Origin of the sequence: Ruminococcus sp. RTP21484sp1_RTP21277st1_D2_RTP21277_210401, from assembly GCF_040924225.1 — a bacterium.
In the GTDB taxonomy this organism is placed as follows: Bacteria; Bacillota; Clostridia; order Lachnospirales; family Lachnospiraceae; genus Blautia_A; species Blautia_A faecis.
Genome location: NZ_JBCOMJ010000030.1, coordinates 13,086 through 39,265, shown reverse-complemented (window position 1 = coordinate 39,265; position 26,180 = coordinate 13,086). Strand labels below are relative to the sequence as shown.

Genomic DNA, 26,180 nt, shown 5'->3' with positions numbered 1-26,180 from the left:
AGAAAATCAAAATAAAGAGCAGAGAATCCCGTCCCGAAAAATCAAATCGGAGACGGGATTTTTGGAAAGGAGATTTATGGCAGAAAAAAGGGAACTGCAGATGAAAGAAATCACAGAACAGCTGGAACAGGGAGTGAAAGAACTGTTTACATCAGAAATGTATACAGAATATCTCCGAACCATGTCCCAATTCCATAATTATAGTTTTAACAATACACTTTTGATTGCCATGCAGAAACCAGACGCCACACTGGTAGCCGGGTATCAGGCATGGCAGAAGAAGTTCAAGCGGCAGGTGCGGCGAGGGGAGAAGGCAATCCAGATTATCGCACCTGCACCTATCCGGGAGAAGCAGGAAGTGGAAAAGATTGATCCGGAAACACAGGAACCTGTGCTGCGGTTTGACGGACAGCCGGAAACAGAAGAGGTGGAAATTGTGATTCCACGGTTTCGTGTGGCCAGTGTCTTTGACATCTCACAGACGGATGGAGAGCCGCTTCCGGAACTGGAGACGCCGGAACTGATGGGGAGTGTCGAAAACTTTAAAGTTTTTATGAAAGCGGTGCAGGAAGTGTCTCCTGTGCCTGTACGTTTCGATGAAATCAGCAGTGGGGCAAAGGGATATTACAGTAATACGGAGAAAGAAATTGTTATCCAAAACGGTATGAGCGAGAGTCAGACAATGAAAACAGGCATCCATGAGGTTACCCATGCGATGCTGCATGACCGGGATTTTATGGAAGAACAGGGAGAGAAAAAGAACCAGATGACAAAGGAAGTAGAAGCGGAAAGTGTTGCCTATACAGTCTGCCAGTATTTTGGTTTGGATACTTCGGATTATTCTTTTCCTTACATTGCCGGATGGAGCAGCAGCATGGATATGAAAGAGCTGCGTACCTCGATGGATACGATACGGAAAACGGCAGGTTCTTTTATTGACAGCATGACAGAAGTGATACAGCGGCTTATGCGGGAACAACCGGAACTGTCACTGTCTGCCATGAAGCAGGCAGAAATACTGATAGACAGGGTAGAACAGGAACGGACACTTTTTAGCGGCGAAGAGAGAAATCTGCTGGTCAATTATGCGTATAAGTTTGACAATGCAGAGGAAACGGAGAAACTTATCCGAAAACTGGCGGAGGCAAAGGCGATTCCAGATCTTCGTTCCGCCACAGAAATCTGCCGGGATATACAAAAAGAAATCGAGTTTCTCCCTGATGGCATGGTGGGAATGACGGAACTGCATCGTTATGGCTATCAGAATGAGGGAATGCTTCCGGTTGAAAGGGAGAGGGCACATGAATTGTTTCAGGAAGGTTTTGAGATATTCGCCCTGTATCCGGATGATACGGAGGCAATGCTGGATGATGAAGGAGAACTTGATACGCATGACGGTCTTTTCGGGATAGAAAAGGCAGTGTGGGAGAAGTACCACAGGAGGGAAGCAGTCAGAGAAGAAAGCGGAATGCCGGAAAAGGAACAAAAGTATCAGGAAGTAGAATTGTTTGATGTCCCGGCACTTTTTATAAATGAACGTGTAGCCGGGGAAGCTGTCCCGGAGGGATTGCACCGCTATGAACTACGAGGGGCAGATTATGATCCCGGTTATCCGCTTACCATAGAAAAACAGGTAATGGTCAATCATGCCGCAACCATTCTCACAGCAGTTCCGCTTTCCCTCCCAGAACAGGGATATTTCCGGCTTGGAGATGAACTGAATTTCACAGGCGAGATGGTGACACTTGCGGAGTATCAGGAAAAAATGAATGCCATAGACCTGAACATAGAACAGGAAAAAATGGAAAATGCCATCGGACGGGCAAATGAAAATCTATATCTGTCCGGTAAGGAAGAGCGGTATGCCATTTATCAGCTTGGTGATTCTGAAAAAGGAAGAGATTACCGTTTTATGGGAATGGATTTTGTGACTGCCCATAATTTAAAAATAAATGCAGAAGATTACCGTCTGGTCTATGGAGGAAAGCTGTCAGAAGGAGAAACTCTAGAGGGACTGTATGAACGGTTTAATATCAACCATCCGGCAGGATATGAGGGACATTCACTTTCTGTCAGTGATGTAGTTGTTTTGACAAACGGGGGCAGTGCAAAGGCATATTATGTGGACAGTATGGGATTTGCAGAATTACCGGACTTTATCCTGCAGCGTCAGCATGAAGTAAAAATGAACCATAAAAGAGAAGATTCCGCTGTAACACTGGATACTTCCGGAATTGAGATTGAGCAGCATGACGGTCTTTGGCATACCGCTGATGTACGGGAAATCAAGGATGAGATATTTTATCTTATGAAAAACAATGAATATGGTGATTCGGTTGCGGCTGTCATTGTCAATGCAGACGGCGAACTGGTGGCGCAGGAATTGGAGAATGGTTTTGATAAGGGTGCAATGGAAGCAATTCAGGAGTATCTTGCGGAAAAAGGGATGACGTGGGAACCGGAACACCCGGAGAGCGAACAGGGTACATCTTTGGAGAAAAATTATCCGCCCGTTTATCCTCACACATTATCCTATGCGATGGAACATGGCGCTGCGGATGATTATCTGGATTCCAGAAAGCTGAATTTAGACTGTAAAAATGCCATTGAAGAAGCAATTAAGGAAAATTTTGATGGGATGCATCTTGCACAGGAAACTGCAGAAAAGGTATTGGAGGCATATGGTGCAGAGAGAATTTCCTTTGTGCTTGCAAACACGATACAGAAGCATTCTTATGACGGCAGATATTCCAGAGACAATAAAGCATGGGCAGAAACGATTCAAATACCGGAGAATGTCAGCAGGGGAACAGACTTGAATGCAGATTATATTGTAAACAGCCATCCGGCAGTATTGGATGGATTTGTAAATTTGTTCCGTAAAGCAGGGCAGGAGATGAACCATGAACAGGAAATGGGACAAAATGATATATGGAATCTTTCTGGTCAGGAGACAGAACTTGCATATCAGGCGGAAGACCGATTTTTGTTTATCCAGGATACAGAAGGCGGTTATGATTATACATTTTATGGTATGGATTACCGGGAGATAGACGGCGGCATTTATGAGGACAGCGATGATATGACAATCGAGGAAGCTGCGGGGGATCTTCTTGCAGAAGAGGGTTATGCGCTGGAGGACTGTACACGTATAGACTGTGAAGAACTGCAGGAGAAAACAGAAAAAGCGGCACAGGAAGAGATAGAAGAAGCGAGACATTCCTTATCTGCTTCTGATGGAAAAGAACCGGAACCCAAAATCAGCTTTTATGTGGCAGAGTGTACAGAGTTTCACATTCTTGGAGAATATCATGAAGATTTGAGCCTTCAGGAAGCGGCAGAACTGTACCAGACCATCCCGGCAGACCGGATGAACGGGATCAAAGGGATTGGTTTCCGTCTGGAGGACGGCAGTATCTATGACGGGACATATGAACTGATGACGGCGGGAAAAATGCAGACGGAATTTATTAATGAAATCCCGCATTACCGGGACAGTCCGCTGGTACAGCAGGCTATCGTGGATATGGAGAAAATTTTAGATAAATGGAAAGAGAAGGAACTGACGGAACCGGAAAAAGAAAAGCCTTTGGAGCTGGAGAAAACGGCTGAAAAAGCACCGAAAGCGGACATACAGACAGCCAAGGGTAAAGGGAAGAAACAGTCTGTCTTACAGGCGCTCAGGGAACGGCAGGCGAAGCTGAAAGCGCAGGAGACAGGACAGACAGAACAGAAAACACAGGGACGCAGAAAAGGAGAACCGGAATTATGATGAAAAAATTTGAACAGGATGAATGCCTTCTTATGGCGATTTGTCAGGAGGATACTTGCGAACAGACGAAGGAAGAGATGAAAAAGATACTTCCGTTTTTGAAGCATGATACAGAGATGACTGCTCTTGTAAAGGGGACATTGGAGAAGATGGAACATCTGACAGAGGAGGAATTTTCCAAAATGGATTTAACCCCGTATTTGACAGAACTTTTGGAGGATAAGGAATGGATATAAACCAGTTTGCGGTATATCAGTTAAAAAACGGGCCGGAGACGAGACAGATGCGTTTCCGGTCTTATGAAAAACTGCAGCAAAGCGGGATTCAGGTGCGGTACGAATATTACAGGGAGGTGTATCTTGGCAAAATGCAGCGGCAGGATACTCCCGAAAACATAAGAGAACGCCTGCAAAAGAAAATACCGAAAAGCTTCGACGGTCATTCCCTCAGTGTCAGTGATGTGCTGGTTTTGAACCGAGAGGGCGAGATTACCGCTTACTATGTAGAAAAAGAAGGTTTTACCGTCATTGCAGGTTTTATCCGCATTGGCTCATCCGGGGCGCTGCTTACCTTTGAAACTACGAATTTTCATATTGAAGGCAAAGCAGGAAGCTGGCTGGTGCTGGACACCCTGATTATAGACGGCAGGGAATTTTTTCTTATGGAACATATGGAATACGGCAGGAATGCTGCCTATGTGATACTGGATGCAGAAGGGAAAATTGTGGCGGAGGATAACCGGAACGGCTTTGATGAGAACGCAAAGCAGCAGATCAGAGAGTATCTGCACCCGCCAAAGCCTGTGCAGAAGCCAGAGGAAAAGCCGCCGCTTGAAAACTGGCAGAAGTATATGGAAAATGGGGAATATCTCCGCAGTTCGGAAATCAGTGAAGAACAAAACTACAATATGATTGACGGCAGACGGAACAATATGCCTCCGAAAAAGACCAGGACATCGGTATTGGTAAAGCTGCACCAAAAACAGGCAGAGATTGCAAAACGAAGCGGAAAGGAAGTACCGCAGATGGCAGTGGCGGAAGATATGGAGCGCAGACGGAAATAAAGGTTGTAACGTTTTATAAAAACAGAGAAGGGAAAACCGTTCAACGGATTCCCTTCTCCGGTAAAACTTTGGATATCCGATCCAAAGCTACTTTGTGTTCTTATCATATGTTAATTAAAAATAAAATATGTAGCAAAAAGGAACTCACCCTGAGTCCCTTTCCTTTGAAAATTTGGTAATGTCCCCAACACACCGGAAAGGGATTTCTTTGTACTTATATAGTACATGATTTATTGTTTTGTGTCAATATGGTTTTTTAAATAATCCAGTAATTCGGTTGTATCGCCTGTTTCTTCAAGACCCAAAACAGAATAAATTTCTTTTAATGTATCTTGTGCAGTATTTCGTTCTGCTTTAATTTTGGAAATATATGTAAGTTTATCAGAAAGCTTTTTATTTAAGTCTGCATAGTAACCAATCAGCCCCATTGTTTTTGCAAGAGCTTCGTCAACTTTCTTCATATCACTGGCAGGTAAATCACAGATATATGTACCCAAACGGGATTTACTTACACACATGATATTTGAGGCATTTGCCTGTCCGTCCAGTTTGGTAGTTGTACCATCTGCTTCATATTGTGTGGTAATGACAGCAACACAAGGTAAAGTGCTTGTATCATGTGTAATGGGAATCACGATAGTATTCCCAGATTTTAAATTTCCGATGCTATTTTGTACAATAACAGCAGGTCGTTCTTTTTGCATTTCACTTCCGATCCCCATACCGAAATTGCAACGATATACTTGTCCACGTTTTACAACTCGTCTGCTTGCGTTTACAACCAACGTATCTAAATAGAGCTGTGTTTTGAGCCAGTCTAAAAATCTTTGTACTTTATTCAGATCAATATTCATGTAATTCTATCCTTTTCTCATATTTCTTTCAATCAACATACCATATTATACCTGAATTATCAAGAGCAACTCATTTGAAACAAGGTATCTGAAAGCATTGTATAATTCCAATATTACGTGAGAGTCTGTTCTTTTGTATGAGTTTTTTGGTGAGGATATTCTTTTCCTAGAATAGAATTTATATTAGAACGAACCGTATTCAATTCTTTTTGATAATCTCGATAATATTGATACTGCTCTTGGGCTGACTTTTTCTGTTTTAACAATTCTTCTTTCTTTTCTTTCAGCAATTTCATAGAAGGGAGTTTTATATTGCCGGATTTCTCCTTCAGGAATTTCCGGGCAGTTTCATAAAGTGCAATTTCAGCGGAATGCTCTTTACGGAAAACACCCTTATTTTTACTCTGACAAAATTTAGTATAGATAGCTTTATTCGCAAGGTACTGTCCTGTGTAGTGAAGCTGTTCGTTGATTTCCCGTAAGTCTCTTTCCGTTGATTTTAGATTTTTTCGGAAAGTGTCTGTATGCTCTTTTACAGATGAAAAGGAAGTTTCCAGAGCATCGAGAGAATCGTAACCATGTTCCTGAACATAGGCTACCGTTTTTGCCATTTCTTTCAGATTGGACAGTTTTACTTTTCTGGCGTAGGCGGCATTCTGCTGAGCTTTTACACAGTTTTGCAAATCCGTAACCAAATGTAAATCTGATTTTATAAAAAGAATGGCAAACGCAGTTTCATGTGGAATGGAACTATTTTGAGCAGCATACATTTCCGGTGCAGGTATGGCGGCTTTCGGAACGGGAGTTACAACCTCTTCATCGTGACATTTTACATTATTTCCTATTACCTGCAGAAGATAATTCTTTTCATAATGGGTTCCCAGATTTCTTCCGGTAATCGGTTTAGTACGTTCCGGATGGAGATAACTGAATCGTCCTCTGCTTTCTTTTATAAGTATCCCATACTTTTCAGAAAGAATCTTTTGAAATTCTTCCAGAGTATGCGCTGATGAAACGGCACTATCAATGGAGTCCCGTAAAAATTGTTTCTGTGTCTGGAATTTAGTATTACGGGGAGTGACGCCATCGGCAATCATACGTTGATTTTTCGTATCAAGTTTTTCCTGCCCTTTGCGGTTTGCCCAATATTCTTTTTCAGTAATTTTCCTTTCGGCAGGAGTCAGCAAATCCACCTGATTCAGATTTTCCCGGCGGCACATATCCATCACTTCCTGCTTGAGATGAATCAGATATTTTTTTGTTAGATGATGTTTGTTCCCTGCAAGGGAATCACAGGGACGTTCCATAAAGTCCTGACGTTCTACATCAAATTTCCGCAGGCTGTTGATTACAATATGTACATGAATATTGCCACTTCCATTGTGTCCGTCTGTATGTGTGCAGACGAGAGCCTGATGTCCGGGAAAATTCTTTTTTGCATATTCCAGACCTAACTGTTGGGCACGTTCTCCTGTTAATCCATGCTCATCCTTGTCATTCGGATCAAAGCTGAGAATATAATGGTGCGATTTAATTTCATTATAATTTTGGTTTTTATGGTAAGCTGCATTTAGTTCCATACATTCCGTATCAAAGGTAAAGGGATCACAGTTGATTCCGTCCAGATAATATTCTTCACGAGGCTGCAGATGTCCGTTCTCATCAAGCAGCGGTTTCTTTGTGGATTCATCATATTGAAAAATCAAATACCGCTGTGCCTCTCCGTAATCGGCATTTTTACTTGCTATGTGTTTCAGTATCGCCATGAAAAACTCCTGCCATTTTGGTCACTTTATATTTCATCTCATAAAGTTCGGTAATACACTGGTTAATTGCTGCCCTCATTTCCTGTGAATGGATTCCACCCTGATTAAAATATTTTGCAATCTGGTTCAGGTTACTGCCTATCTTTCCAAATTCAGAAATCAGTTTTTTCAGTTCCGGCACATCAGCCACTACTTCATATTTCATCGTAATACGCTGGTTCATCACTTGCTTACGTGCATATTCCGCTACAGGCAGATTAGCTGTTTGGGCATTTTCTGTGACAATATCATATTCCGTATCATTAAGACGGAGCATGATGTGATGATTTCGTTTCAGTTCCTTTTGCTTTTTTGGTCTTGCCATGTTTTATCCTTTCTCGTGATGGAAACCATCACGCTGCGACTATATTCTATATAGAAGCCGAAAAACACAGCTTGCTGTGTAAGAAACCGAGGGAATGGGGAAACGGAATCCCCATCAAGATTGCCCGTAACCAAAATCCACAAAGTGGGTTTTGAGTTACTTGGGCGAATCTTGCTTTAGTTTCAGCGATAGGAAAAATAACAATAAGAGCATGTTATACAGTGATTATGAGTAGTCATTCCGGTCATACAGTGCAACCTTTCAGGTGCGGAAAACAACAGTGTTTGGACCATGAAAGGCTCTTTATATGAGTAAGATGCGATAGACTTTTCAGAATGTATTACCAACTGCGACATTGCAAAATTAGTGTATTAACTGGCATTCTGCTGCAAGTGCTACATACTTCTGCGATTTCAAGGTTGCTGAGGTGATTACGTAGTGAAGTTTCAATACTCTTTTGCAATCCATAATGGTTCTTCAATAATAAAAAAGATATCTACTTTTTCAAGAAGATATCTTTTTTATAGCTGGAACATGTGTCTGTTTAATACGGCTTTTGTTGACCGTCTACGAAGTCTCAGGTTGCCTGCTAATTACAGTACAGGTGGTCGTTCAGCAATTTGAAGACGTCTGTACTATTCAAAAAGAACAAATATTCTGTGACTCTTTATTAATTGTTTAATGATTTTCTTTAGTTAATAACTTCATAGAATAATCGTAAAAATCGGTTAATTCTTTATATGTCTTTATCTTGTTTTTGCGTTTAAGATAATCAGCGTAAAAGGCAAAAAAACAAGCAAGAATCGCACCAGTAATTATCAATCCATATCCCCAGATTGGACTTCCATTATTTAGTAAAACAATAAGACCAATTACGGCAACAAGTAGTCCGATAATCATAACGAATCCGCTCTGAATAAGCTGTATTGCATCTTTGGGGGAGTTGTGCGGGTTTGTGTTCGACAGTTCTTTTTTCATTATTTCGATATCTCCTTTCATAAGGGTATTCAAAGAAACGGAATAAATGTCACATAGCATAATTAAATTATGAACGTCCGGATAGCTCCTTTCATTTTCCCAATTTGAAATTGTTTGTCTGGAAACATTAAGAATCTCGGCAAGTTTCTCTTGGCTAAAATTATTTTCAATTCTTAGTTCTTTTAGTCGTTTGCTTATATGCATCGTATATATTCCTTTCTTTTTTATAGCATTATAATAACACATTTCCGCAAAAATACTATCAAGTTTGTTTTACATCTATAGTCAAAATCATTTTACACAGACTTTAATTAAGAAAAAGTAGTAGAGGAGGATAGCTGTTACTATTCAATTAGCAATATTATATCTCAGGTATTTGAATCGTTCAAGTCTAGTATCTGAAATTTCATTTATTTCATTTATAAAATCTATGTACTCGCTATGGTGTGTTTATGTATGGGTGCTTTTGAATATTCCTGCTCGGAGTTATTCCTTACAAACTGTTATTTGAAAACCCTCTTTTCGGAAACATAACTAAGTATAGCACTTTCCAGAACAATCAAATTTTGCGAGAGTTCCTTTTAATTTCGCCCTGCTCCATGAGGCTTCCAATGTATTCGTTATAGCTTATTGAAATAAAAGTTACTTTAACATACGAAATAGTTACACGGAAAAATTTTTTGAGTAGATATTGTGATAATCTATATTCATGATGTCAGGGTCAAAAGGTCTGAAAGCACGTGTGCTTGCACACTGGTGGTAGAATGACCTTGAGACCCGCCCCGATATGAGCATAAAAGTGGGGCATAAGCACCATGATATGCGAATAGCGGGTAGGATTGTGGGAGTGCGTAGCACGAAACAATCCGTTGGCATCATTGTTGGGGACTTTTGACCCCAACATCTATTCATACAGTTCTCAAACTGATGGATTGTGAACTTCCAGTAAATTTACGACTAAAATCGATTTACCAGCATAAATACTGGATTTTCTGTGGAAATATAGGTGAACCAGTAGTCGTAAATACGCATTAATAAAATTACACCATATTCCCCAAAAAGCTTGAAATTATGGGGTATTTATATATTTAGTTGTACAAATCAGTGGAAGTTCACAATGTTTGATAATAAAACCATAAAATAAAAATAATGTAATTGAATACCGCTATTATTTGTATCATAAGAAGCTCTTTAGGGTAGCATATATTTATAATATGCTTAAGAGGTAACCAATTATGGAGAGTCGTATCAAACAACTTCGTGAAAACAGAGGACTAATACAGGAAATTTTGGCTTCTGAATTAGGAATTACACAACAAATGCTTAGTAAATATGAAAGAGATGTGTTGTGTATTAAAGTGGATGTGTTAAAGAGGATAGCCGAATATTTTAATGTGACAACGGATTATTTACTGGGAGTTTCAGAAGTGAAGAGAGATTTGCAAGGACAGATGAAAGTGAACAAGACATTAGACACCTATTATGATCTTATCGAGATATATAAAGGTTTAGATGAGTATGATCAGGAAATGGTATGGTCAATTATGCAGACGGTTAAGAAAACGTGTGAAAAACGTAAAAGAGACAAGGAAAATACAGAAGAGAGTTGATGAAAGATGCTGAATATAGCAATTTGTGATGATGATATTCAGACAACCGGAAGAATGGATATGTTGCTACAGGAGATAGCAAAGCGGAATTTTATGGATGTTGAAATTGAAGTGTTTTGGAATGGAGAGAGTCTTGCGGATGCGGTTGCACAGGGCACTTATTTTGACATGATCTATTTGGATATAGAAATGGATAAAGAAGATGGGATTTCGGCAGCTAAAAGAATTAGAACTTATGATAAAAACGCACTTATTATTTATGTCACAAGTCATGAAAATCATATGCAGGAGTCTTTTGAAGTTAGACCGTTTCGATTTCTTGTGAAACCAGTAAGTGAAAAGTTGTTTGAAACTTGTTTTAAATCAGCATACGAAGAAGTGTATTGCGGAGATTCGTATTTTCGGTATAGCTATCAGAGGGTGAACCATAAAATACCAATGCGTGAGATTTTATATTTTGAAAGCAATAGGCGTAAAGTATCTATTGTGACGGAAAAAGATACATTTGTCGCATATGGAAAATTAAATAATATAGAGGAAAGCCTTAAACAGAGTAAAGTGCCATTTTTACGTGTTCACCAGTCATATCTTGTAAATTATAAGCATGTGGAAGGGCAGGCATATGATTTCGTAGTTATGGATAATGGCAAAAGAATTTCAATCAGTGAAGACAGAAGAAAATTAATCGGAGAGCAGTACTGCTCAATGGAGGACACATTTTATGTCAATGAGTAAGACATTGTCATATGGAACGGATATATTGTTTATCATATTTGCAGTATATCTGTTCTTTTATTATTTCGATATATTTTTAAAAAGAAGAAAAAGAACAGTTTTGTCAATGATTGGATTGGTTATATTTATGGCATGGCAATTTGAAATGTCGAGCGTGAATTTGCTGCCAGCTTATGGAAATATTATTGTTACTATTATCACTACATTGTTTGCGGTCGCTCAAATTTATGAGGGGAAGTTTTGGAACAAATGCATTTTTACAATTGCCTTTAATGCAATCTGGATGTTGATAGAAACAATAAGCGGGAATATACTTTTGACGTACTGTTGTGAATTTACAGACCTTCAGGCATTAGGAACGTTAGGATCATTTACTTCAAAAATTGTATTTATGATTGCAATTACGGCATTGAAGAGAGTATTTACAAAAGATGAAATTAAAGAGCTTCCAGTGAGATATAGTTTTATGCTTGTATTGATTCCGATAGGTAGCATTTATATTATGAATAATATCTTTATGCTTGGGTATAAGCTCCATAGTAATCGTGCAAATATCCAATCTGCAGTTACTGCCGTTATCTTGTTAGGCGTGAATGTTCTTGTTTTCTATATTTATATAAAATTGGCGGATGATCTGCAGCTAAGAAGAATGACCTCTGTCTATGAACAACAATTAGATTTGTGTGAACGACATCAGCAGGAGAGAGAACTGTCAATACTTCGATTAAGAGATATGAGACATAATATGAAAAACAACCTTGTGTCAATTCTTGCATATGCAGAAAACGGAGATAATGAAAAAATTATTAGATTTGTCAATGAGATAATGGAAGAAGGTGGAATAAAGACATCTACAGTTACAAACAGTGGAAATATTGTTATAGATTCATTGATTGGGTATTGGTATGTTGAGGCAAAGAAAGTGGGAATAGACTTTTCCGTAAATTTAAATATTCCTATGGAAATGCCGTTTAGGGGTGCGGATATTTGCCTGATACTGGGCAATTTATTAGAAAATGCTGTAGAGGCAGCACAAAAAGCGGAGGGTAAAAAGTACATTAGGCTTCACATGAAATATGATAAAAATAACCTGCTGCTATTTGTGGAAAATAATTACAAAGGTGTGCTTATAAAGACGAAAGATAAAAGGTTAAAGTCTACAAAAACAGATGCGGAAAATCATGGTGTAGGTCTCTCATCCGTATATCGAATTGCTGCCAAATATCATGGAGTGGTTACGATTGATGATGATGTGGCAAATCGTTTTTTAATCAGAGTAGTGTTATATGGAAAGCAGGAATAATTACATCAACAGTCGATATTATTGCATTATATTTTGTATTATGGAAAAAAGATATAAAATAAAAAGATAATTTTGGGGAAATGGCGAATGATTTTTTTAGAATGGTATTGTGGTGGTGCGGTATGACGGAAGTGTTATTATTCAGTGATGATGAGAAAATCTTTAATTTGACAAATAGTGTAATAGACGGAAGATATAAATTAACATGGTGTACTTATAAGTCCTTGGAAAAAAAGTTATATCCGTATACGGATATAGTTATTATGTACTTTGATAAAGAAATGGTTAAGAAAGGTACATTTAAAACAATTGTTCAGGTAAAGGGGAGGCTGGGACAAAGGATACCAATCCTTACGCTGATGGAAGAAGGAACACCGCAAAATATTTTTTCAACGTTAATGGCGGGCGCCTATGACTACTTAGAAATAGCCAAGAGTTCAGAGGAGTATAGAAAGAAAATAGAAGATGTTGCCCGATGGAATTGGTATTTAGGAAAATACGGGTTAAAAGAGAAGTAGCAGTGATATAAATGTCGCCGCTACTTTTTATTTTTAAAGGGAAATAGAAAAAGTTACATCAACACTCGTTTTTTTTACAAGAAAGACAAATTCAGTTTTTTTTGTAGTAGTGTAGAGGAAACAAATGAAAGGAGATTCAGATTATGAATTCTAAAAATGTAAAAAAACAGTCAGCTAAAGCATTAGCAAACGTATCTTTGAAACTTGGAAAAATGTCAGCGGATAGTGCATGCTGCTATATCTTCCATCAGCCTAAAATGCCGGAAACACTGAGGAAAATGAAAAAGATGTAACATGAAATATTTTTCTGAAAAACTGACAAGTTATATTGTTAAATCCGGTGCTGTTCCAGAAGAATCATATGAAATATACCAATATGGGTTTCAAATAGGACTTGAAATGTTGAGCTGTCTTTTGGCCTGTTTTGGAATTGCGGTATATTTGCATATGATTCCGGAATTTGCAGTGGTTACAGGAATTTTTATGATGTTGCGCAGTTTTGTTGGTGGAGTGCATCTAAACAGCTTTGATGCCTGCTTTATGTGTTCTGTTACTGTGCAGACATTGGTACTGGTTGTTAATCGTTTGTATACACAACCTTTAAATCTTGCGTGGGGAATAATTGTGTTGAGCAGTGTTCTAATTTGGAATATGGCTCCGGTACAAAGCATTAACCGGGAACTTGATGCAGATGAAAAAAAACACTGCAGAAAGGTAGCTGTAAAAATTATTGTGGGCATATATGTGTTTGCGGGGATTTGTACACTTACTGGGATGAATGCAATAGTGTCTTTGGTTGCAGTGACAATGGCAGCAGTTTTGATTTCACAATATATTGGGGTAGTAAAGTATAAAATAGAAAAGAGATAATAAGCGGGAATAGTAGACGAAATCTATTATTTCCGCTTATTTTATTTGAGGATAAAAGAATCGTTTATTTTTTATAAGCAACACTGTTTCGGTAATGAAAAACGTCTGCTAGGCTTCGGCTCAGGAGGCGTTTCTTATTATAAAGATAAAAAAATTCTTCCAGACCCGAACATCGCGTACTTTCCATACGGGATATGGGTGAAAGGGAAAAGACCTTTGCTCATATCTTGCGATCGGGAAGGAGGTGAACTCTATGGAGCAATCTTCTTCCTATGACGAAACAACGGTCAGGCATCAGTTTGATCGAAAGTGCAAACTGGCGCTGGATGGCGAAGTGGTAGATTATGACAGGCATATGGATTATCGGAGAAAACATGAAATATTGTTTTCAGAACTATCTGAATGTCAGACAGGGAAACTGTCAGTAGTGGATGAATATAATGAAACATCCTACTTTTTTAAAACATGTGAGTATGATGTGAAAGTGAAAAGTTCTTTACTGGCAGAGGCATTGAATGCGTTGACGGATAGAAAAAGAGAAGTAATTCTGCTGTCATATTTTATGGAGATGAGTGATGCTGCGATTGCAAGGAAAATGAATCTTGTTAGAAGTACGGTGCATGAGCACCGGACACGTTCATTGGAATTGCTGAAGCAGATAATGGAGGAAAACAAAAGTGAGTGTAAAAAATAAAAATACAGAAGAAAAATGGCTGCTTCCATTTTGCATTATTGAGGATGCTACAACAGGTAATGTTATGGCAATTAATACGGTAATGAAACATTATGAAGGCTACATAGCAAAGCTGGCAACCAGAAAAATGTATGATGAATATGGAAACGTTCATTACTGCGTAGATAAAACTCTGCGTGACAGATTAGAAGCGAAACTGCTGAAAACGATTTTAGAATTTAAAATAGTACGTTAAGAATGACTGGAAACCAGTATCCCTTTCTGCTGGCTTCTGATAGGAGACATTTAACGTATAAAAGTTGATTTTAAGAAATAAATTGCACCTTGATAACAGAATATTTTATTCTGCGGGACAAATGAAACAGTATAGCCTGGCAGCGGATACGCCATGAATGTCATGATGGTAACTTTGCGACACCGTGTCGCAAGGTTGGAGTACGTGAATACGTGTTTATGAGAAATTGACATGAGCGATTCATATCTGGCTGTAGGCAGAGTGTGGGAACTTTGTGGCGAAGACACTGTTTCTGATAATGATACTTCCGGGATGGCTGCCCGGTCTGAAAAGATGGTGTGATTCCAATGAGGCTGTTTCCCGACAGCCGCCTGCAGAATTTTTATATTAATATAGAGAGAAAAGGAATAAAAGAATATGCAAAGAGCAACAAAAAAAGTGGAAAAGAAAAGGTTAGTCAGATATAAAGAGGGTGCAGAAATGTACAGTATGGGAATGAATAAATTTCAGACATTAGCAAAGGATGCGGGAGCCATCTTGAAGATAGACAGAATGGTATTGGTTGACTTAGATATTTTTGATCAATATCTTGAAACATTCCGGGTGCAGTAAAAGAATTATTTTTGATAAGGAAAGATTTTCAGAGAAAAGGAAAATACACTTGACTTACGGTTAAACCAAAAGTATAATAAAGGAGAAATGGATGGAGGTGTACGATGTGGCTAAAATGGGAAGACCAAAGTCAGCGAATCCGAAAAATACGTTGATTGGATTGAAACTGACAGAGGAAGAAGCCACAAAACTTAGAGAATATGCGTCCAAACATGACATGACCGTAACAGAAGTGCTACAAAAAGGAATTGATTTGCAGTATGCAATGGAAGATTCCCAAAGAAGCTAAGTGTGAAAATTCTTTCCTTGAGAAAGGAGAAAAATGGCATATTCAAGGAAGGATAGAAAAGGGAGGGTATTAAGAAAAGGCGAAACACAACGTAAATGCGATGGAAAGTATGTGTATACATATATGGATACATTAGGCAGAAGACGCAGCATTTATTCAAAAGATATTAAGACATTAAGAGAACGTGAAGAACAGTTAGTTAAAGATCAGCTAGACGGTCTGGACACCTATGTTGCAGGCAGTGCAACAGTTAATTTTGTTTTTGATAGATATATTTCTACAAAATCAGAATTGAGAGAAACAACAAGAACGAATTATAAATATATGTATGATCGTTTCGTGAAAGATGGGTTTGGCAAAAAGAAGATTGCTGTGATTAAGTTTTCAGATGTCCTACAATTTTATCAATACTTATTGAAAGATAAGAAAATGCAAGTGAATACGCTAGAGACTATTCATACGGTGTTACATCCAACCTTTCAGTTAGCAGTAAGGGATAATATTATCAGAACTAATCCGAGTGATGGGGTAATGGCACAAGTAAAAAAGCTACCGGGGCGAAATCATGGTGTGAGACATGCACTAACCTTGGAGCAACAGAGAGCTTTCATAAGATACATAGAGAATAATGAAAGGTTTGAAAGCTGGGTGACATTATTCAAGTTTTTACTTGGCACTGGCTGCAGAATAGGTGAGGCGATTGGAATCCGGTGGGATGACATTGATTTTGAGAAGCGGATAATTAGTATCAATCATAGTTTGGTTTATTATAGCAGGGAATATAAGGGACATGGTATTTGTTCATTTGCCGTATCATTACCTAAAACAGAGGCGGGCATAAGAATGATTCCTATGCTTGATACAGTTTATGAAGCTCTTAAAAGAGAGTATGCATTTCAAGAAGAAAACGGGTTCAATGAAACAGAAATTGATGGAATGTCTGGATTTGTTTTTTCTAATCGTTTTGGAAATGTACATAATCCACAGGCTATCAATAGAGCAATTAAGCGTATATACGAAGCATATAATGTAGAAGAGGTGCTAAAAGCTGCCAAAGAAAAGAGAGAGCCGATTCTTATACCGCATTTTTCATGTCATCATTTGAGACATACTTTTTGTTCGAGGTTTTGTGAAAATGAGACAAATTTAAAGGTAATTCAGTCTATCATGGGACATGCAAATATTGAAACTACGATGGACATTTATGCAGAAGTTACAGAAACAAAAAAGCATGAGTCGATGCAGGAATTAGCAAAAAAATTAGATGTATTTTAGGAAAGAGTCTGATTTAGTTTTGCTGAGGAGGTACGACAAAATTTGTATAGTACGACAAGAGTACGACAAATTAAAGAGCCTTAATCAGTTCTAAAGGTTTAGAGAATAAATGATGAAAGGCTGTAAAGTGTTTTAATAAAGGGAATTAAATTGTATAAGATGTATGCAGTTAGAAATCCCGACAATGAAGACCCTCGGTGGTGTAAAATCCGAAAATGGTGTAAGTTCTAAAGAGGTTTCTACACCAAATTCAGAGCCGGAAAAAATTGATTTTTCTAAGGTAAAGGTTGAGCCTTTGTTTGAAGAAGATGTTGATTTTGATACATTCTCAAAGTCAGATTTCAGAGCAGTTAAGGTTAAAGAATGCGTTGCTGTACCGAAGTCAAAGAAACTCCTTCAGTTCACTCTTGATGACGGAACAGGCATAGATAGAACCATTTTAAGCGGTATTCACGCATATTACGAGCCGGAAGAACTTGTTGGTAAGACACTTATCGCAATCACAAATCTTCCTCCAAGAGCAATGATGGGCATTGACTCTTGTGGTATGCTTCTCAGTGCAGTACACGAAGAAGAAGGCGAAGAAAAGCTTCATCTCCTTATGGTAGATGACCATATTCCGGCAGGTGCAAAGCTCTATTAAGAAGTACCGTTTTACCTTACAAAACGGGATGTACTTCATTTGTGAAAAAGCTCTGAAAATACACAAATACACCAAATTTACACCAAATGGTGCTTGAAACGGTGCAGAGCCTTAAAAATCGCATATTTTAAAGATATATGGGCAGTTCCATTGCGGAATTGCCCATTTTCAGAAAGAAAAAGATAAATCGGTATTTATAAAGGAGAATATTGATGAAACTATTTTTATGTTCGCACTTTTCAAGTGTGGGAAGTCTGATAAAGGAAGAAATTGAAAATAAGAAAGTCGCATTTATTCCAACAGCTTCACTGCGTGAAGGCTACACCGGTTATGTCGGCTCGGCTCGAAAATTATTCAAAAAGTTGGGAGCAATCGTAACCGAAATTGATATTTCAACGGAGGCTTATTCAACGATACAGTCTGTTTTTGAAGAAGCAGATGTGATATATTTTACCGGCGGAAATTCTTTCTTTCTTATGGACCAGCTCCGTAAAACGGGAACTGATGGGCTACTGAAAAAGGAATTGGCAAATGGAAAATTGATGATCGGCGAGTCGGCAGGCGCAATTATATGCGCTCCAAGCATCCAATATATCGAGCAAATGGATGAAAAGCCAGAGGACTACTCACAAGAAGATGATGCAGGGCTTGATTTGATTGATTTCTATGTTCTTCCGCATTATCTTACAGCACCATTTAAGAAAGTTACCGAGAAAATAATGACTGAGTTTTCGGATTTGAATCTATGCCCGATTAACAACCGTCAGGGAATTGTAATTGATGGTGAAGGTTCAAAGGTTATTTGCAAAGACTAATTTGAAAATTCCCATTTATCAAGCCCTTTGAGAGAGGAGAAATCTTTTCTCAAAGGGCTTTTTCTATTTTTACGGATATTCGCAAACTACAAGAAAAAGCCGAAACCTCATATACTTTAATCACAGAGGAAGTGGAGGTTTTGATATGAGTAACAGCTTAGCGGCAGTACATCCAGAATTGATTGCAGAGTGGTCAGAAAAGAATTTACCACTGACACCGGACAGTATAACTTTCGGCTCGAATAAGAAAGTATGGTGGAAAGGTGCTTGCGGTCACGAATGGACTGCCGTTTTATCCAGTGCTGCTTTGATATCGTTTCTGTATCCAGCGATTGACTGAGTAGCCAGCACAATATTCACATGATACTTTCTTGCTTCACACAGCATTTCTAACAGAACGGAATCCTCTTTCAAAGAAAGATTCTGGAACTCATCTATAAAAATCCATAGGCCTTTAGTAATCAGCTTTCTTGTACGTAACCCTCTCCAGAGTAATGCAAGGGGCCTAAAGATTGCGACAATAGATAATATTCATACAGTGATACATCAGATTCTGCAGCTTGCTGTTGAAGACAATTACATAAGAAGAAATATTTCAGATAATTTGCTGAAAGAATTAAAAAGTTCTCATCATTATGAGGATTCACATAGACGCGCTTTGACATTACCAGAGCAGGAGCTGTTTATGGAATTTTTGTCCAAAGAGAACTCACAGTATTATCATTGGCTTCCTATTTTTACAGTTATGCTGGGAACTGGAATGCGTGTAGGTGAAATTACCGGGTTACGTTGGAATGATATCGACTTAAAGTCTGGAATAATAGACGTGAACCATACGCTGGTTTATTATAAACATCGGGATGAGAACGGCTGTTATTTCGATATTCATTCTCCGAAGACCAAAGCTGGAGTGCGTCAGATCCCTATGACGGAGGAAGTAAAGAATGCGTTCCTGTTAGAGAAAAAAATGCAGGATCTGGCAGGAATACAGTCCAAAGTAACTATTGACGGGTACCACAACTTTATTTTTGTAAACCGCTTTGGTAATGTGCAGAACCAGGGAACCCTAAATAGGGCTTTACGGCGTATTATAAGAGACTGTAATGACAAACAGCTCCTGAAAGAAAAAAATAATCCCGTGTTACTTCCAAACTTCTCCTGCCACTCACTCAGACATACGTTTACAACACGCTTGGTAGAAGCAGGAGTAAATATTAAAGTGATACAGAACCTGTGTGGTCATAGCAGAAGTGATGTGACACTTGATATATATACGACAGTAACAAAAGAATTAAAACAGGCAGAGTTTGATGATTTCCAGAAAAAACTGAAAGAAAAGAAGCAGGAATGGAAAAACAGACAGGAAAAGGATGCGTGATTCTCTTCTGGCGTTGTCGAAAAAATCTTATTGCATAAGCAGTGGTAGTAAGATTATAATAAATGTAAAGGGAACAAAAGATAAGCTATGGAGCTATAGACTAATATCTGGAAAATAAAACCAGTGGCGCAATGAGAATGTACTGGGTTTACGGTCCAGATCAGAAAGATATTACAATTATCGGTTTGGAGCCACTCTCAGAAGATAAGAAAATGGTGCATACGACCGAATTTCACTGTCAGATTTGTAGAATAAAACTGAATATGGAATTTTAACTGAGCAGCTATTCTATAAATAATAGGGTGGCTGCTTTTATTCCTTATTAAGTGGGAGATGTTTGTCTAAATTTGGAGAAAAATACTTATTGCATAACCGAGTGTGGTACGCTTATAATAAAGTAAGATATCTACTGTATTTGAACAGAAGGTGCCGTGAGAGGCATTGAAACTGGTAATGAGCAGCAGGAGGTGGGACTATGCCGATAACAACACGAAATTTATTGGACCAGTACACAGAAATTTTGCAGAAAATATATGGAAAACATTTAAAAAAGGTGATTTTGTATGGTTCTTATGCAAGAGGTGATTACAGGGATGATTCAGATATAGATATTATGATTCTTCTGGATTTATCTGATATGGATATAAAACAGTATCGGCATGAATTATCTGGTGAAACCTTTGATTTTAATATGGATCACGATCTTGATATAAAGCCCATAGCTAAAAGTCAACAGCATTTTCAAAATTGGGTTGATGCGTACCCATTTTATGCAAACGTGGAAAAAGAGGGGGTAAAGCTATTTGAAGCAGCCTAATGAAAAAGGAACACAGAAGGATCTGGTTCTGTATAGAATTGAAACGGCACAAAGTGACATTAAAGCCGCAGAGATCCTTCTAGGTGCGAAAGAGTTTCGTGGTGCCAATAATCGTGCATATTACGGAATCTATCATGCTGTGTCTGCAATTCATAATTGAGGTGCTTCGGCCTCTCTTTTTCTTATCCTCAAAAATGTAGTATCAGGTGTTATCAAAAAGTGACACCTTGACGTTACTGTTCACTGGTAACGTTCCGCGAGGCGTTTTTTGTGAACAAAGTTCACAGAAAACCCGAGAATTGCGGCGCGAAATCATGCGAATGCATGATTTCTGTGCATCGCGAAGCGCGTTACTGTGAACGGAGTGAACAGTAACACCTTGACGAATAGAAGTTGCGAACGAATCCTCATATCTTGAAAAAAATAGATTATTCATAGTATAATATCAAATAAGAATGAAACAGTATCCCTTGGGGGATTAATGGCAAGGTACAGATACTTGCACCGGAAAGTGTGAAAGAACAGTACAGACAGATGATTGCAAAAGCTGATGAGGATATGCAGAAAAGCGAATAGTGCAGATTTGAATTTGCGCAGACAGTCTGCACAAATTAGATTGAATTATAAGACTATGAAGCGAGGTAGTGGATATGGAAAAAGACCCGTTTAAGGAATATTTGAGGGAGTCTGAACCGGATAAAGCTCATAAGGGATATGCTTGGAGTACGGCAATCGGACTTCAGGCAGTGGACGGACTCAAACCATCTAAATATTTGATTGATACTGCCATTCAGAATATTGAAGGCAAAATCACAATGAAAGAAGTACAGAGCCTTATTGATAGTTACTATGAGGAAAGACCTGTGCATTTGTCCGATGATGAGCGTACCGAAGAAGCTGATAAGGTTTCGTCCCGTATTGCTGAAATTCTTTCTGAAACAGCGTTCTCATTTTCTCCAAATGAGTATATCTCTATCCACCGCAAACTCTTTCGGGGTATTTATAAACACGCCGGAAAGATTCGAGATTACAACATCACAAAGAAAGAATGGGTGCTTGATGGAGCAACTGTAATGTACGGTAGTGCTTCAGAACTGAGAGCCACACTGGAATATGATTTTTCGCAGGAGAAAGATTTTAGTTATAAAGGACTTTCAATGGACGAGATTATCCATCATCTTGCGGTGTTTGTTTCAAGGTTATGGCAAATCCATATCTTCGGAGAAGGCAATACGAGAACAACGGCAGTGTTCTTTATCAAATATTTAAGGACACTGGGCTTTTCTGCAACCAATGATATTTTTGCGGAAAATGCGTGGTATTTTAGAAATGCACTTGTCCGTGCAAATTATACGAACCTGCAAAAAGGTATTCACGAAACAACAGAGTATCTGGAAGTATTTCTCAGAAATCTTCTTTTGAACGAGAAAAATGAGCTTCATAATAGAAATCTTCATATAAGTGGACTTTTGAACGAAGAAAAAGTGGACATTGGGGATTCGAAAGTGGATATTGAGAATGAAAAAGTGGACATTCAAGACAAAAAAGTGGATATTGAAAGTGTGCTTTCCGGAAAAGGTAGTGATTTCTCAGTAAAAACGACGATTCATATTCATAGACTTTTTGAAAGATTTGGTTTTGATGAGGTGTTTGGAAGAAGTGCAGTTATGGAGCTTCTTGAGCTAAAAGGTTCAGGTGCTTCAAAACTTCTTTCCAATTTGGTAAAGGCAGACATTATTGAACCGGTATCCGGTCACGGAAAAGGAAGATATAAATTCAAGAAGTAGGGCTTCTTACATCTGTTCATTGTATAGCGATGTGTGGAGGGATTAATCTGTCGCAGTGCATTCCTGTGGCAGACGATGACAATGGGAAAACTCCGAAAAATAAGATAATCTTTCCATCCTTGTTATATAATACGGGACGTGTGATTTCATATTCGGTAATCGGTTTTTTGCTGGGCGGAATGGGAATGCTGTTAACAGGAGGCGGCGGAATGGGAATTCCACTGCTTCTGCAGGGGATATTGAAAATAATAGCGGGTTTGTTCATGGTGATCATGGGAATAAACATGTTGGGCTGGATTACATTATTAAGAAAGTTCCAAATCAGATTTCCACAAAGGCTGACTGATAAATAAACAAGAAAAGAAGAGAGAACAGACCGTTTTTTGTCGGACTGTTGAATGGGCTGATGCCGTGTGGCCCCATGCAGTCCATGCAGATTATAGCACTTGGATCGGGAAATCCTGTCTCAGGTGCGGCTGCGATGCTGATGTTCAGTCTGGGAACGGTTCCTCTGATGCTTGGTTTTGGAAGTCTGGATACGTCAGAAGCTGAAAATACGGAATCAGATGCGGAGAAAGAGGAAACAGTGGTATATGAAACTCCTGCCGTAGAGAATGGTGAAATTTCAATTAATGCAGATACATTGACTTCGAATCCAATGTATATCAATTACGATTCCAATGGAACCAATATCCAGCTTATTGCTGTAAAAGGCTCGGATGGAACTCCGCGCTTATCACTTAATACATGTCAGGTATGCAATCCATCGCCAAGGGCGTATTTTAAGGAACAGAACGGAAGACTGGTATGCCAGAATTGTGGAAATGTATTCACGACAGACAGTGTAGGTGAAACTACAGGCGGGTGCAATCCTATGTATATAGATTATAAGAATACAGACGGAAAACTGACGGTAAGTGTGGCAGATCTGGATACATATACAGATCAATTTGCTTCGTGGGATGGTCCGGTAAAATAGTATCTTCATCGGAGAGCTATCAGCTTGAAAGGTGGATACCTTATCTGCCACCTGAGTCTATGGCAAAAGACCTTAAAGCTGTCCAATACAACTGAAGCTTTACGGGCAGGATTCTTATTCAAAATGTGAACTGCGGAGGAAATCATGATGAAGAAAAAAATTATTAAGCTGTTCGCAATACTGGCGGCTGTTTTTCTGGGATCCCTGGAGGTGGGATGGCGCTTTTTTAACATGGTGGTCTGCTGCAAAAGGGGAGAGCAGAAAAAGGAAAGAAAAAAATGGTTTGAACTGTCTCATATCAGGGAAAATCATCCCCAGAACGGTTATGCCAGAGAATATAATGAAAGTAAGGCATGGTGCTTTGGACAGAACATGCAGGACTGTTATATCAAAAGTATTGATGGATTAAAACTGCATGCATTATATCTGCCTGCAGTAGCTGCAAAACGGATCGTCATATTAAGTCATGGATATCGTGGCAGCCGGTTTGGCACGTTGTCGTTTATGGCGAAATATCTGCATGAGCATCAGTGTGATGTCCTGTTTATCGAGCATCGCTGCTGCGGTGACAGCGAGGGGAAATATATTACTTTTGGAGCAAAGGAACAATGGGATGTGCAGCAATGGGCCGTATATATGGCTGAACGAAACAAAGAGAAGCTTCCGATTTACCTGTACGGACAGTCCATGGGTGCAGCATCTGTGCTGATGGCATCAGGACATACTCTTCCACCGGAGGTAAAGGGCCTGATTGCGGACTGTGGTTTTCAGTCTATGGAAAGGCAGATGCGTGATATGGCAGCTAACTGGTTTCACCTGCATCATATTCCGTTGCTTCTGATGGAACTGGACTGGTTCTGTTCTCTTCTGGCTGGATTTCATATGAAAGATGCAGACACTACAGAAGCCATGAAAAAAAATAAAAGACCGGTTCTCTTTTTCCATGGAGAGAAGGACACCTATGTGTATCCCAATAACTCTTTTCAGAATTATATGCTCTGCAGGGCAGAGAAAGAACTGGTGATCATACCGGGCGCTCGGCATCTGTGCAGTGCCTATGCAGATCCGGAACTGTATCAGCATAAGATGATGGAATTTTTTGAAAAATACGATTAAACGGAAAAAATCCTGACCGGGATTTATCAGACATAGTACATAGCAGGAAATACACATTTGAACTGTTATGTTAAATGTATGATAAGTCCCGGTCAATTTTTTATAAAGTGTTCATTAAGTCTTCAGGGTACTGGTATTTCCTGAAAAGGTATGATATTTTTTCACCTGAAGCATACATACAATGTTTTCTGTCCCGGATAAAGAGGAAAACCGGGACAATGGAGGTTATTTATTATATGAGAAATTATTATCCTTTGACGGCAGCTCAGAAAATGCATCACAACTGGATCCTGGATTATGGTACACAGCAGGTATCTGGCGTGAGCGTTGTGGCTTCTGTACAGGCGGAACTGGATTTTGGATTATTAAAAAAATGTATTCAGATGGAAACAGAGCGTTCCGGTTGTACCAGAGTCCGTTTTACAAAGCCGGATAAAGAAGGAAATGTAAAACAGTATATCGAAAAACAGGACCCGCGTGATATTGAGCTGAAGGATCTGTCAGGAATGGAAAGTCTGGCAAAGGCAGATGAGCTGATGCAGCAGTGGGCATATGAAACATTTGACGGAAATAATATTCCGATGTGTGAATTTACCATGCTGAAGCTTCCAGAAGGATACAATGGTTTCTTTTTACATATGGATCACAGACTGATCGATTCCTGTGGACTTGTAGTTATGATCGAAGATTTGTTCCAATTATATACGCATTACAGATATGGAACAGCCTGCCCTCAGGAACTGGTAGATTTTGAAACGGTTCTGAAAAAAGACCTGGCAAAGGCGGGTAATGAAAAGCGTTTTGCAAAAGATAAAAAATTCTGGGATGACCAGCTGGATGCACTGGGTGAGCCGTTATATTCTGATATTCAGGGACCGTCCGTATTGGAGGAAGCAAGAAAGCGCCACGGAAATCCGAAGCTTCGTGCTTCTGACATTGAGATGAACGAGCTGTTTGTTGCAGTAAAGGATTATCATCTGGAACCGTATGCAACACAGAACCTGATGGATTTCTGTATGAATCATCAGCTTTCTATGACAAATCTGCTTCTGCTTGGTATCCGTACTTATCTGTCAAAAGTAAATAATGGACAGGAGGATATTACAATCCAGAATTTTATATCCAGACGTTCTACCCATGACGAATGGACTTCCGGAGGAAGCCGAACCATTATGTTTCCATGCAGAACAGTGATCTCACCAGAGACAGATTTTCTTTCGGCAGCTTATGAAATTCAGAATATGCAGAATCGAATTTATATGCACAGCAATTATGATCCGGCATTTATTGTGGATGAGATGAGAAAAAGATATCATACACCGGAGCATACCAGTTATGAAAGCTGCTATCTGACCTATCAGCCAATGCCGGTGAAGGTGGAGAATGAAATGCTTGGAACTATTCGCCAGCATGCCAAATGGTTTGCAAACGGTGCTGCAACCAAGAAAATGTATCTGACCGTATCTCACACCGAGGATGGGGGAATGAACTTCTCCTATCATTATCAGACTGCTCATCTGGAGGAGCATGACATGGAACTGTTGTATTATTATATGATGCGTATTCTTTTTAAAGGGATTGCAGAGCCGGATATGAGCATTGGAGAGATTATGGAACAGGTATAAAGAGTAACAGGTATAAAGAGCAACAGGTTCCACAAAGCATGAAAGGTTAAGCGTGGTTAACGAGAACTTGTCGGCATTGTTT

Annotated in this window: 30 protein-coding genes; 25 read left to right on the top strand and 5 right to left on the bottom strand. The window is 39.1% G+C overall.

Features of this window, described 5'->3' with window-relative positions; genetic code table 11:
• Positions 1–76: 76 nt before the first annotated feature.
• The 3 genes from AB5706_RS17660 to AB5706_RS17650 are packed head-to-tail and all read left to right on the top strand — an operon-like array spanning position 77 to position 4,835.
• Positions 77–3,772, top strand: coding sequence for a DUF3849 domain-containing protein (locus tag AB5706_RS17660; RefSeq protein WP_243132395.1), 3,696 nt, complete (start codon positions 77–79; stop codon positions 3,770–3,772).
• Positions 3,769–4,008: a transposon-transfer assisting family protein gene (locus AB5706_RS17655; protein ID WP_144167501.1), complete on the top strand. Its 240-nt coding sequence runs from the start codon at positions 3,769–3,771 to the stop codon at positions 4,006–4,008. The genes AB5706_RS17660 and AB5706_RS17655 overlap by 4 nt, the downstream gene beginning before the upstream one ends.
• On the top strand, positions 3,999–4,835 hold the full coding sequence (locus AB5706_RS17650) for a YodL domain-containing protein (protein ID WP_144167505.1): 837 nt from the start codon (positions 3,999–4,001) through the stop codon (positions 4,833–4,835). Before AB5706_RS17655 ends, AB5706_RS17650 begins: the two co-directional genes overlap by 10 nt.
• 230 nt (positions 4,836–5,065) lie before the next feature.
• Here the strand turns inward: AB5706_RS17650 and AB5706_RS17645 are convergent, their stop codons facing one another.
• The 4 genes from AB5706_RS17645 to AB5706_RS17630 all read right to left on the bottom strand — a co-directional run bounded on the left by AB5706_RS17645 (position 5,066) and on the right by AB5706_RS17630 (position 9,001).
• Positions 5,066–5,689: a type II toxin-antitoxin system PemK/MazF family toxin gene (locus tag AB5706_RS17645; RefSeq protein ID WP_144167508.1), complete on the bottom strand. Its 624-nt coding sequence runs from the start codon at positions 5,687–5,689 to the stop codon at positions 5,066–5,068.
• 113 nt (positions 5,690–5,802) lie between these two features.
• Positions 5,803–7,455, bottom strand: coding sequence for a relaxase/mobilization nuclease domain-containing protein (locus AB5706_RS17640; protein ID WP_173770346.1), 1,653 nt, complete (start codon positions 7,453–7,455; stop codon positions 5,803–5,805).
• Positions 7,427–7,819: a plasmid mobilization protein gene (locus tag AB5706_RS17635; RefSeq protein WP_144167512.1), complete on the bottom strand. Its 393-nt coding sequence runs from the start codon at positions 7,817–7,819 to the stop codon at positions 7,427–7,429. The genes AB5706_RS17640 and AB5706_RS17635 overlap by 29 nt, the downstream gene beginning before the upstream one ends.
• A gap of 678 nt (positions 7,820–8,497) precedes the next feature.
• Positions 8,498–9,001 carry a helix-turn-helix domain-containing protein gene (locus AB5706_RS17630; protein WP_173770347.1) on the bottom strand — a complete coding sequence of 168 codons (504 nt, stop codon included), beginning with the start codon at positions 8,999–9,001 and terminating at the stop codon, positions 8,498–8,500.
• Positions 9,002–10,032: 1,031 nt separating this feature from the next.
• Between AB5706_RS17630 and AB5706_RS17625 the strand changes: the two genes are divergently transcribed.
• The 14 genes from AB5706_RS17625 to AB5706_RS17560 all read left to right on the top strand — a co-directional run bounded on the left by AB5706_RS17625 (position 10,033) and on the right by AB5706_RS17560 (position 18,736).
• Positions 10,033–10,407 (top strand): helix-turn-helix domain-containing protein, encoded by a 375-nt coding sequence (locus tag AB5706_RS17625; RefSeq protein ID WP_005337551.1) that lies wholly within the window; start codon positions 10,033–10,035, stop codon positions 10,405–10,407.
• A 6-nt stretch (positions 10,408–10,413) separates the two neighbouring features.
• On the top strand, positions 10,414–11,142 hold the full coding sequence (locus AB5706_RS17620; protein WP_144167528.1) for a LytR/AlgR family response regulator transcription factor: 729 nt from the start codon (positions 10,414–10,416) through the stop codon (positions 11,140–11,142).
• Complete coding sequence (locus AB5706_RS17615; RefSeq protein ID WP_144167530.1) at positions 11,129–12,445, top strand: sensor histidine kinase; 1,317 nt, start codon at positions 11,129–11,131, stop codon at positions 12,443–12,445. Before AB5706_RS17620 ends, AB5706_RS17615 begins: the two co-directional genes overlap by 14 nt.
• A 122-nt stretch (positions 12,446–12,567) precedes the next feature.
• Complete coding sequence (locus AB5706_RS17610; protein WP_173770348.1) at positions 12,568–12,963, top strand: hypothetical protein; 396 nt, start codon at positions 12,568–12,570, stop codon at positions 12,961–12,963.
• Between the two features lie 143 nt (positions 12,964–13,106).
• Positions 13,107–13,256, top strand: coding sequence for a cyclic lactone autoinducer peptide (locus AB5706_RS17605; protein WP_144167533.1), 150 nt, complete (start codon positions 13,107–13,109; stop codon positions 13,254–13,256).
• A gap of 1 nt (position 13,257) precedes the next feature.
• Positions 13,258–13,833 carry an accessory gene regulator ArgB-like protein gene (locus AB5706_RS17600; RefSeq protein ID WP_144167535.1) on the top strand — a complete coding sequence of 192 codons (576 nt, stop codon included), beginning with the start codon at positions 13,258–13,260 and terminating at the stop codon, positions 13,831–13,833.
• A gap of 253 nt (positions 13,834–14,086) precedes the next feature.
• A complete protein-coding gene (locus tag AB5706_RS17595) occupies positions 14,087–14,527 on the top strand; it encodes an RNA polymerase sigma factor (RefSeq protein ID WP_144167538.1) in 441 nt (146 codons plus the stop codon).
• A complete protein-coding gene (locus AB5706_RS17590) occupies positions 14,511–14,762 on the top strand; it encodes a helix-turn-helix domain-containing protein (RefSeq protein WP_144167540.1) in 252 nt (83 codons plus the stop codon). The genes AB5706_RS17595 and AB5706_RS17590 overlap by 17 nt, the downstream gene beginning before the upstream one ends.
• 417 nt (positions 14,763–15,179) lie before the next feature.
• Positions 15,180–15,374, top strand: a complete 195-nt coding sequence (locus AB5706_RS17585) for a DUF6462 family protein (RefSeq protein ID WP_117639540.1) — start codon at positions 15,180–15,182, stop codon at positions 15,372–15,374.
• A 91-nt stretch (positions 15,375–15,465) separates the two neighbouring features.
• A complete protein-coding gene (locus AB5706_RS17580) occupies positions 15,466–15,663 on the top strand; it encodes a hypothetical protein (RefSeq protein ID WP_144167542.1) in 198 nt (65 codons plus the stop codon).
• A 33-nt stretch (positions 15,664–15,696) separates the two neighbouring features.
• Positions 15,697–16,938, top strand: coding sequence for a tyrosine-type recombinase/integrase (locus AB5706_RS17575; protein ID WP_144167544.1), 1,242 nt, complete (start codon positions 15,697–15,699; stop codon positions 16,936–16,938).
• A 184-nt stretch (positions 16,939–17,122) separates the two neighbouring features.
• Entirely contained in the window at positions 17,123–17,581 is a 459-nt protein-coding gene (locus AB5706_RS17570; protein ID WP_055224542.1) for a methionine--tRNA ligase, read from the top strand.
• Between the two features lie 212 nt (positions 17,582–17,793).
• On the top strand, positions 17,794–18,396 hold the full coding sequence (locus AB5706_RS17565) for a Type 1 glutamine amidotransferase-like domain-containing protein (RefSeq protein WP_055271744.1): 603 nt from the start codon (positions 17,794–17,796) through the stop codon (positions 18,394–18,396).
• Between the two features lie 145 nt (positions 18,397–18,541).
• Entirely contained in the window at positions 18,542–18,736 is a 195-nt protein-coding gene (locus tag AB5706_RS17560) for a zinc-ribbon domain-containing protein (protein ID WP_202017096.1), read from the top strand.
• On the opposite strand, the gene AB5706_RS23215 is transcribed toward AB5706_RS17560, so the two are convergent.
• A complete protein-coding gene (locus tag AB5706_RS23215; protein WP_373118348.1) occupies positions 18,670–18,834 on the bottom strand; it encodes a hypothetical protein in 165 nt (54 codons plus the stop codon). The two genes, AB5706_RS17560 and AB5706_RS23215, sit on opposite strands and share 67 nt — an antisense overlap.
• 100 nt (positions 18,835–18,934) lie before the next feature.
• On the opposite strand from AB5706_RS23215, the gene AB5706_RS17555 reads away from it, so the two are divergent.
• The 8 genes from AB5706_RS17555 (at position 18,935) to AB5706_RS17520 (ending at position 26,098) form a co-directional block, all read left to right on the top strand.
• The gene (locus AB5706_RS17555; RefSeq protein ID WP_330382804.1) at positions 18,935–19,774 is read left to right on the top strand and encodes a site-specific integrase; all 840 of its coding nucleotides are present in this window, start codon (positions 18,935–18,937) and stop codon (positions 19,772–19,774) included.
• 475 nt (positions 19,775–20,249) lie between these two features.
• Complete coding sequence (locus tag AB5706_RS17550) at positions 20,250–20,591, top strand: nucleotidyltransferase domain-containing protein (RefSeq protein WP_173703807.1); 342 nt, start codon at positions 20,250–20,252, stop codon at positions 20,589–20,591.
• Positions 20,578–20,751, top strand: coding sequence for a hypothetical protein (locus AB5706_RS17545; protein WP_226814914.1), 174 nt, complete (start codon positions 20,578–20,580; stop codon positions 20,749–20,751). The genes AB5706_RS17550 and AB5706_RS17545 overlap by 14 nt, the downstream gene beginning before the upstream one ends.
• Before the next feature lie 490 nt (positions 20,752–21,241).
• Complete coding sequence (locus tag AB5706_RS17540; protein ID WP_173718651.1) at positions 21,242–22,378, top strand: Fic family protein; 1,137 nt, start codon at positions 21,242–21,244, stop codon at positions 22,376–22,378.
• A gap of 29 nt (positions 22,379–22,407) precedes the next feature.
• A complete protein-coding gene (locus AB5706_RS17535; RefSeq protein ID WP_294422638.1) occupies positions 22,408–22,731 on the top strand; it encodes an urease accessory protein UreH domain-containing protein in 324 nt (107 codons plus the stop codon).
• Positions 22,732–22,784: 53 nt separating this feature from the next.
• Positions 22,785–23,357: a Fe-S-containing protein gene (locus tag AB5706_RS17530; RefSeq protein ID WP_294422640.1), complete on the top strand. Its 573-nt coding sequence runs from the start codon at positions 22,785–22,787 to the stop codon at positions 23,355–23,357.
• 144 nt (positions 23,358–23,501) lie between these two features.
• Positions 23,502–24,473: an alpha/beta hydrolase gene (locus AB5706_RS17525; RefSeq protein WP_226821276.1), complete on the top strand. Its 972-nt coding sequence runs from the start codon at positions 23,502–23,504 to the stop codon at positions 24,471–24,473.
• Positions 24,474–24,709: 236 nt separating this feature from the next.
• Positions 24,710–26,098, top strand: coding sequence for a condensation domain-containing protein (locus tag AB5706_RS17520; protein ID WP_173734822.1), 1,389 nt, complete (start codon positions 24,710–24,712; stop codon positions 26,096–26,098).
• The last annotated feature ends 82 nt before the right edge of the window (positions 26,099–26,180 follow it).

What these genes read in the sequence shown, in the direction of transcription:
- AB5706_RS17660 (WP_243132395.1), top strand. Translation starts at nt 77, where the DNA reads ATGGCAGAAAAAAGGGAACTGCAGATGAAAGAAATCACAGAACAGCTG.
- AB5706_RS17655 (WP_144167501.1), top strand. Translation starts at nt 3,769, where the DNA reads ATGATGAAAAAATTTGAACAGGATGAATGCCTTCTTATGGCGATTTGT.
- AB5706_RS17650 (WP_144167505.1), top strand. Translation starts at nt 3,999, where the DNA reads ATGGATATAAACCAGTTTGCGGTATATCAGTTAAAAAACGGGCCGGAG.
- AB5706_RS17645 (WP_144167508.1), bottom strand. Translation starts at nt 5,689, where the DNA reads ATGAATATTGATCTGAATAAAGTACAAAGATTTTTAGACTGGCTCAAA.
- AB5706_RS17640 (WP_173770346.1), bottom strand. Translation starts at nt 7,455, where the DNA reads ATGGCGATACTGAAACACATAGCAAGTAAAAATGCCGATTACGGAGAG.
- AB5706_RS17635 (WP_144167512.1), bottom strand. Translation starts at nt 7,819, where the DNA reads ATGGCAAGACCAAAAAAGCAAAAGGAACTGAAACGAAATCATCACATC.
- AB5706_RS17630 (WP_173770347.1), bottom strand. Translation starts at nt 9,001, where the DNA reads ATGCATATAAGCAAACGACTAAAAGAACTAAGAATTGAAAATAATTTT.
- AB5706_RS17625 (WP_005337551.1), top strand. Translation starts at nt 10,033, where the DNA reads ATGGAGAGTCGTATCAAACAACTTCGTGAAAACAGAGGACTAATACAG.
- AB5706_RS17620 (WP_144167528.1), top strand. Translation starts at nt 10,414, where the DNA reads ATGCTGAATATAGCAATTTGTGATGATGATATTCAGACAACCGGAAGA.
- AB5706_RS17615 (WP_144167530.1), top strand. Translation starts at nt 11,129, where the DNA reads ATGTCAATGAGTAAGACATTGTCATATGGAACGGATATATTGTTTATC.
- AB5706_RS17610 (WP_173770348.1), top strand. Translation starts at nt 12,568, where the DNA reads ATGACGGAAGTGTTATTATTCAGTGATGATGAGAAAATCTTTAATTTG.
- AB5706_RS17605 (WP_144167533.1), top strand. Translation starts at nt 13,107, where the DNA reads ATGAATTCTAAAAATGTAAAAAAACAGTCAGCTAAAGCATTAGCAAAC.
- AB5706_RS17600 (WP_144167535.1), top strand. Translation starts at nt 13,258, where the DNA reads ATGAAATATTTTTCTGAAAAACTGACAAGTTATATTGTTAAATCCGGT.
- AB5706_RS17595 (WP_144167538.1), top strand. Translation starts at nt 14,087, where the DNA reads ATGGAGCAATCTTCTTCCTATGACGAAACAACGGTCAGGCATCAGTTT.
- AB5706_RS17585 (WP_117639540.1), top strand. Translation starts at nt 15,180, where the DNA reads ATGCAAAGAGCAACAAAAAAAGTGGAAAAGAAAAGGTTAGTCAGATAT.
- AB5706_RS17580 (WP_144167542.1), top strand. Translation starts at nt 15,466, where the DNA reads ATGGAGGTGTACGATGTGGCTAAAATGGGAAGACCAAAGTCAGCGAAT.
- AB5706_RS17575 (WP_144167544.1), top strand. Translation starts at nt 15,697, where the DNA reads ATGGCATATTCAAGGAAGGATAGAAAAGGGAGGGTATTAAGAAAAGGC.
- AB5706_RS17570 (WP_055224542.1), top strand. Translation starts at nt 17,123, where the DNA reads ATGAAGACCCTCGGTGGTGTAAAATCCGAAAATGGTGTAAGTTCTAAA.
- AB5706_RS17565 (WP_055271744.1), top strand. Translation starts at nt 17,794, where the DNA reads ATGAAACTATTTTTATGTTCGCACTTTTCAAGTGTGGGAAGTCTGATA.
- AB5706_RS17560 (WP_202017096.1), top strand. Translation starts at nt 18,542, where the DNA reads ATGAGTAACAGCTTAGCGGCAGTACATCCAGAATTGATTGCAGAGTGG.
- AB5706_RS17550 (WP_173703807.1), top strand. Translation starts at nt 20,250, where the DNA reads ATGCCGATAACAACACGAAATTTATTGGACCAGTACACAGAAATTTTG.
- AB5706_RS17540 (WP_173718651.1), top strand. Translation starts at nt 21,242, where the DNA reads ATGGAAAAAGACCCGTTTAAGGAATATTTGAGGGAGTCTGAACCGGAT.
- AB5706_RS17535 (WP_294422638.1), top strand. Translation starts at nt 22,408, where the DNA reads ATGTGTGGAGGGATTAATCTGTCGCAGTGCATTCCTGTGGCAGACGAT.
- AB5706_RS17530 (WP_294422640.1), top strand. Translation starts at nt 22,785, where the DNA reads ATGCCGTGTGGCCCCATGCAGTCCATGCAGATTATAGCACTTGGATCG.
- AB5706_RS17525 (WP_226821276.1), top strand. Translation starts at nt 23,502, where the DNA reads ATGATGAAGAAAAAAATTATTAAGCTGTTCGCAATACTGGCGGCTGTT.
- AB5706_RS17520 (WP_173734822.1), top strand. Translation starts at nt 24,710, where the DNA reads ATGAGAAATTATTATCCTTTGACGGCAGCTCAGAAAATGCATCACAAC.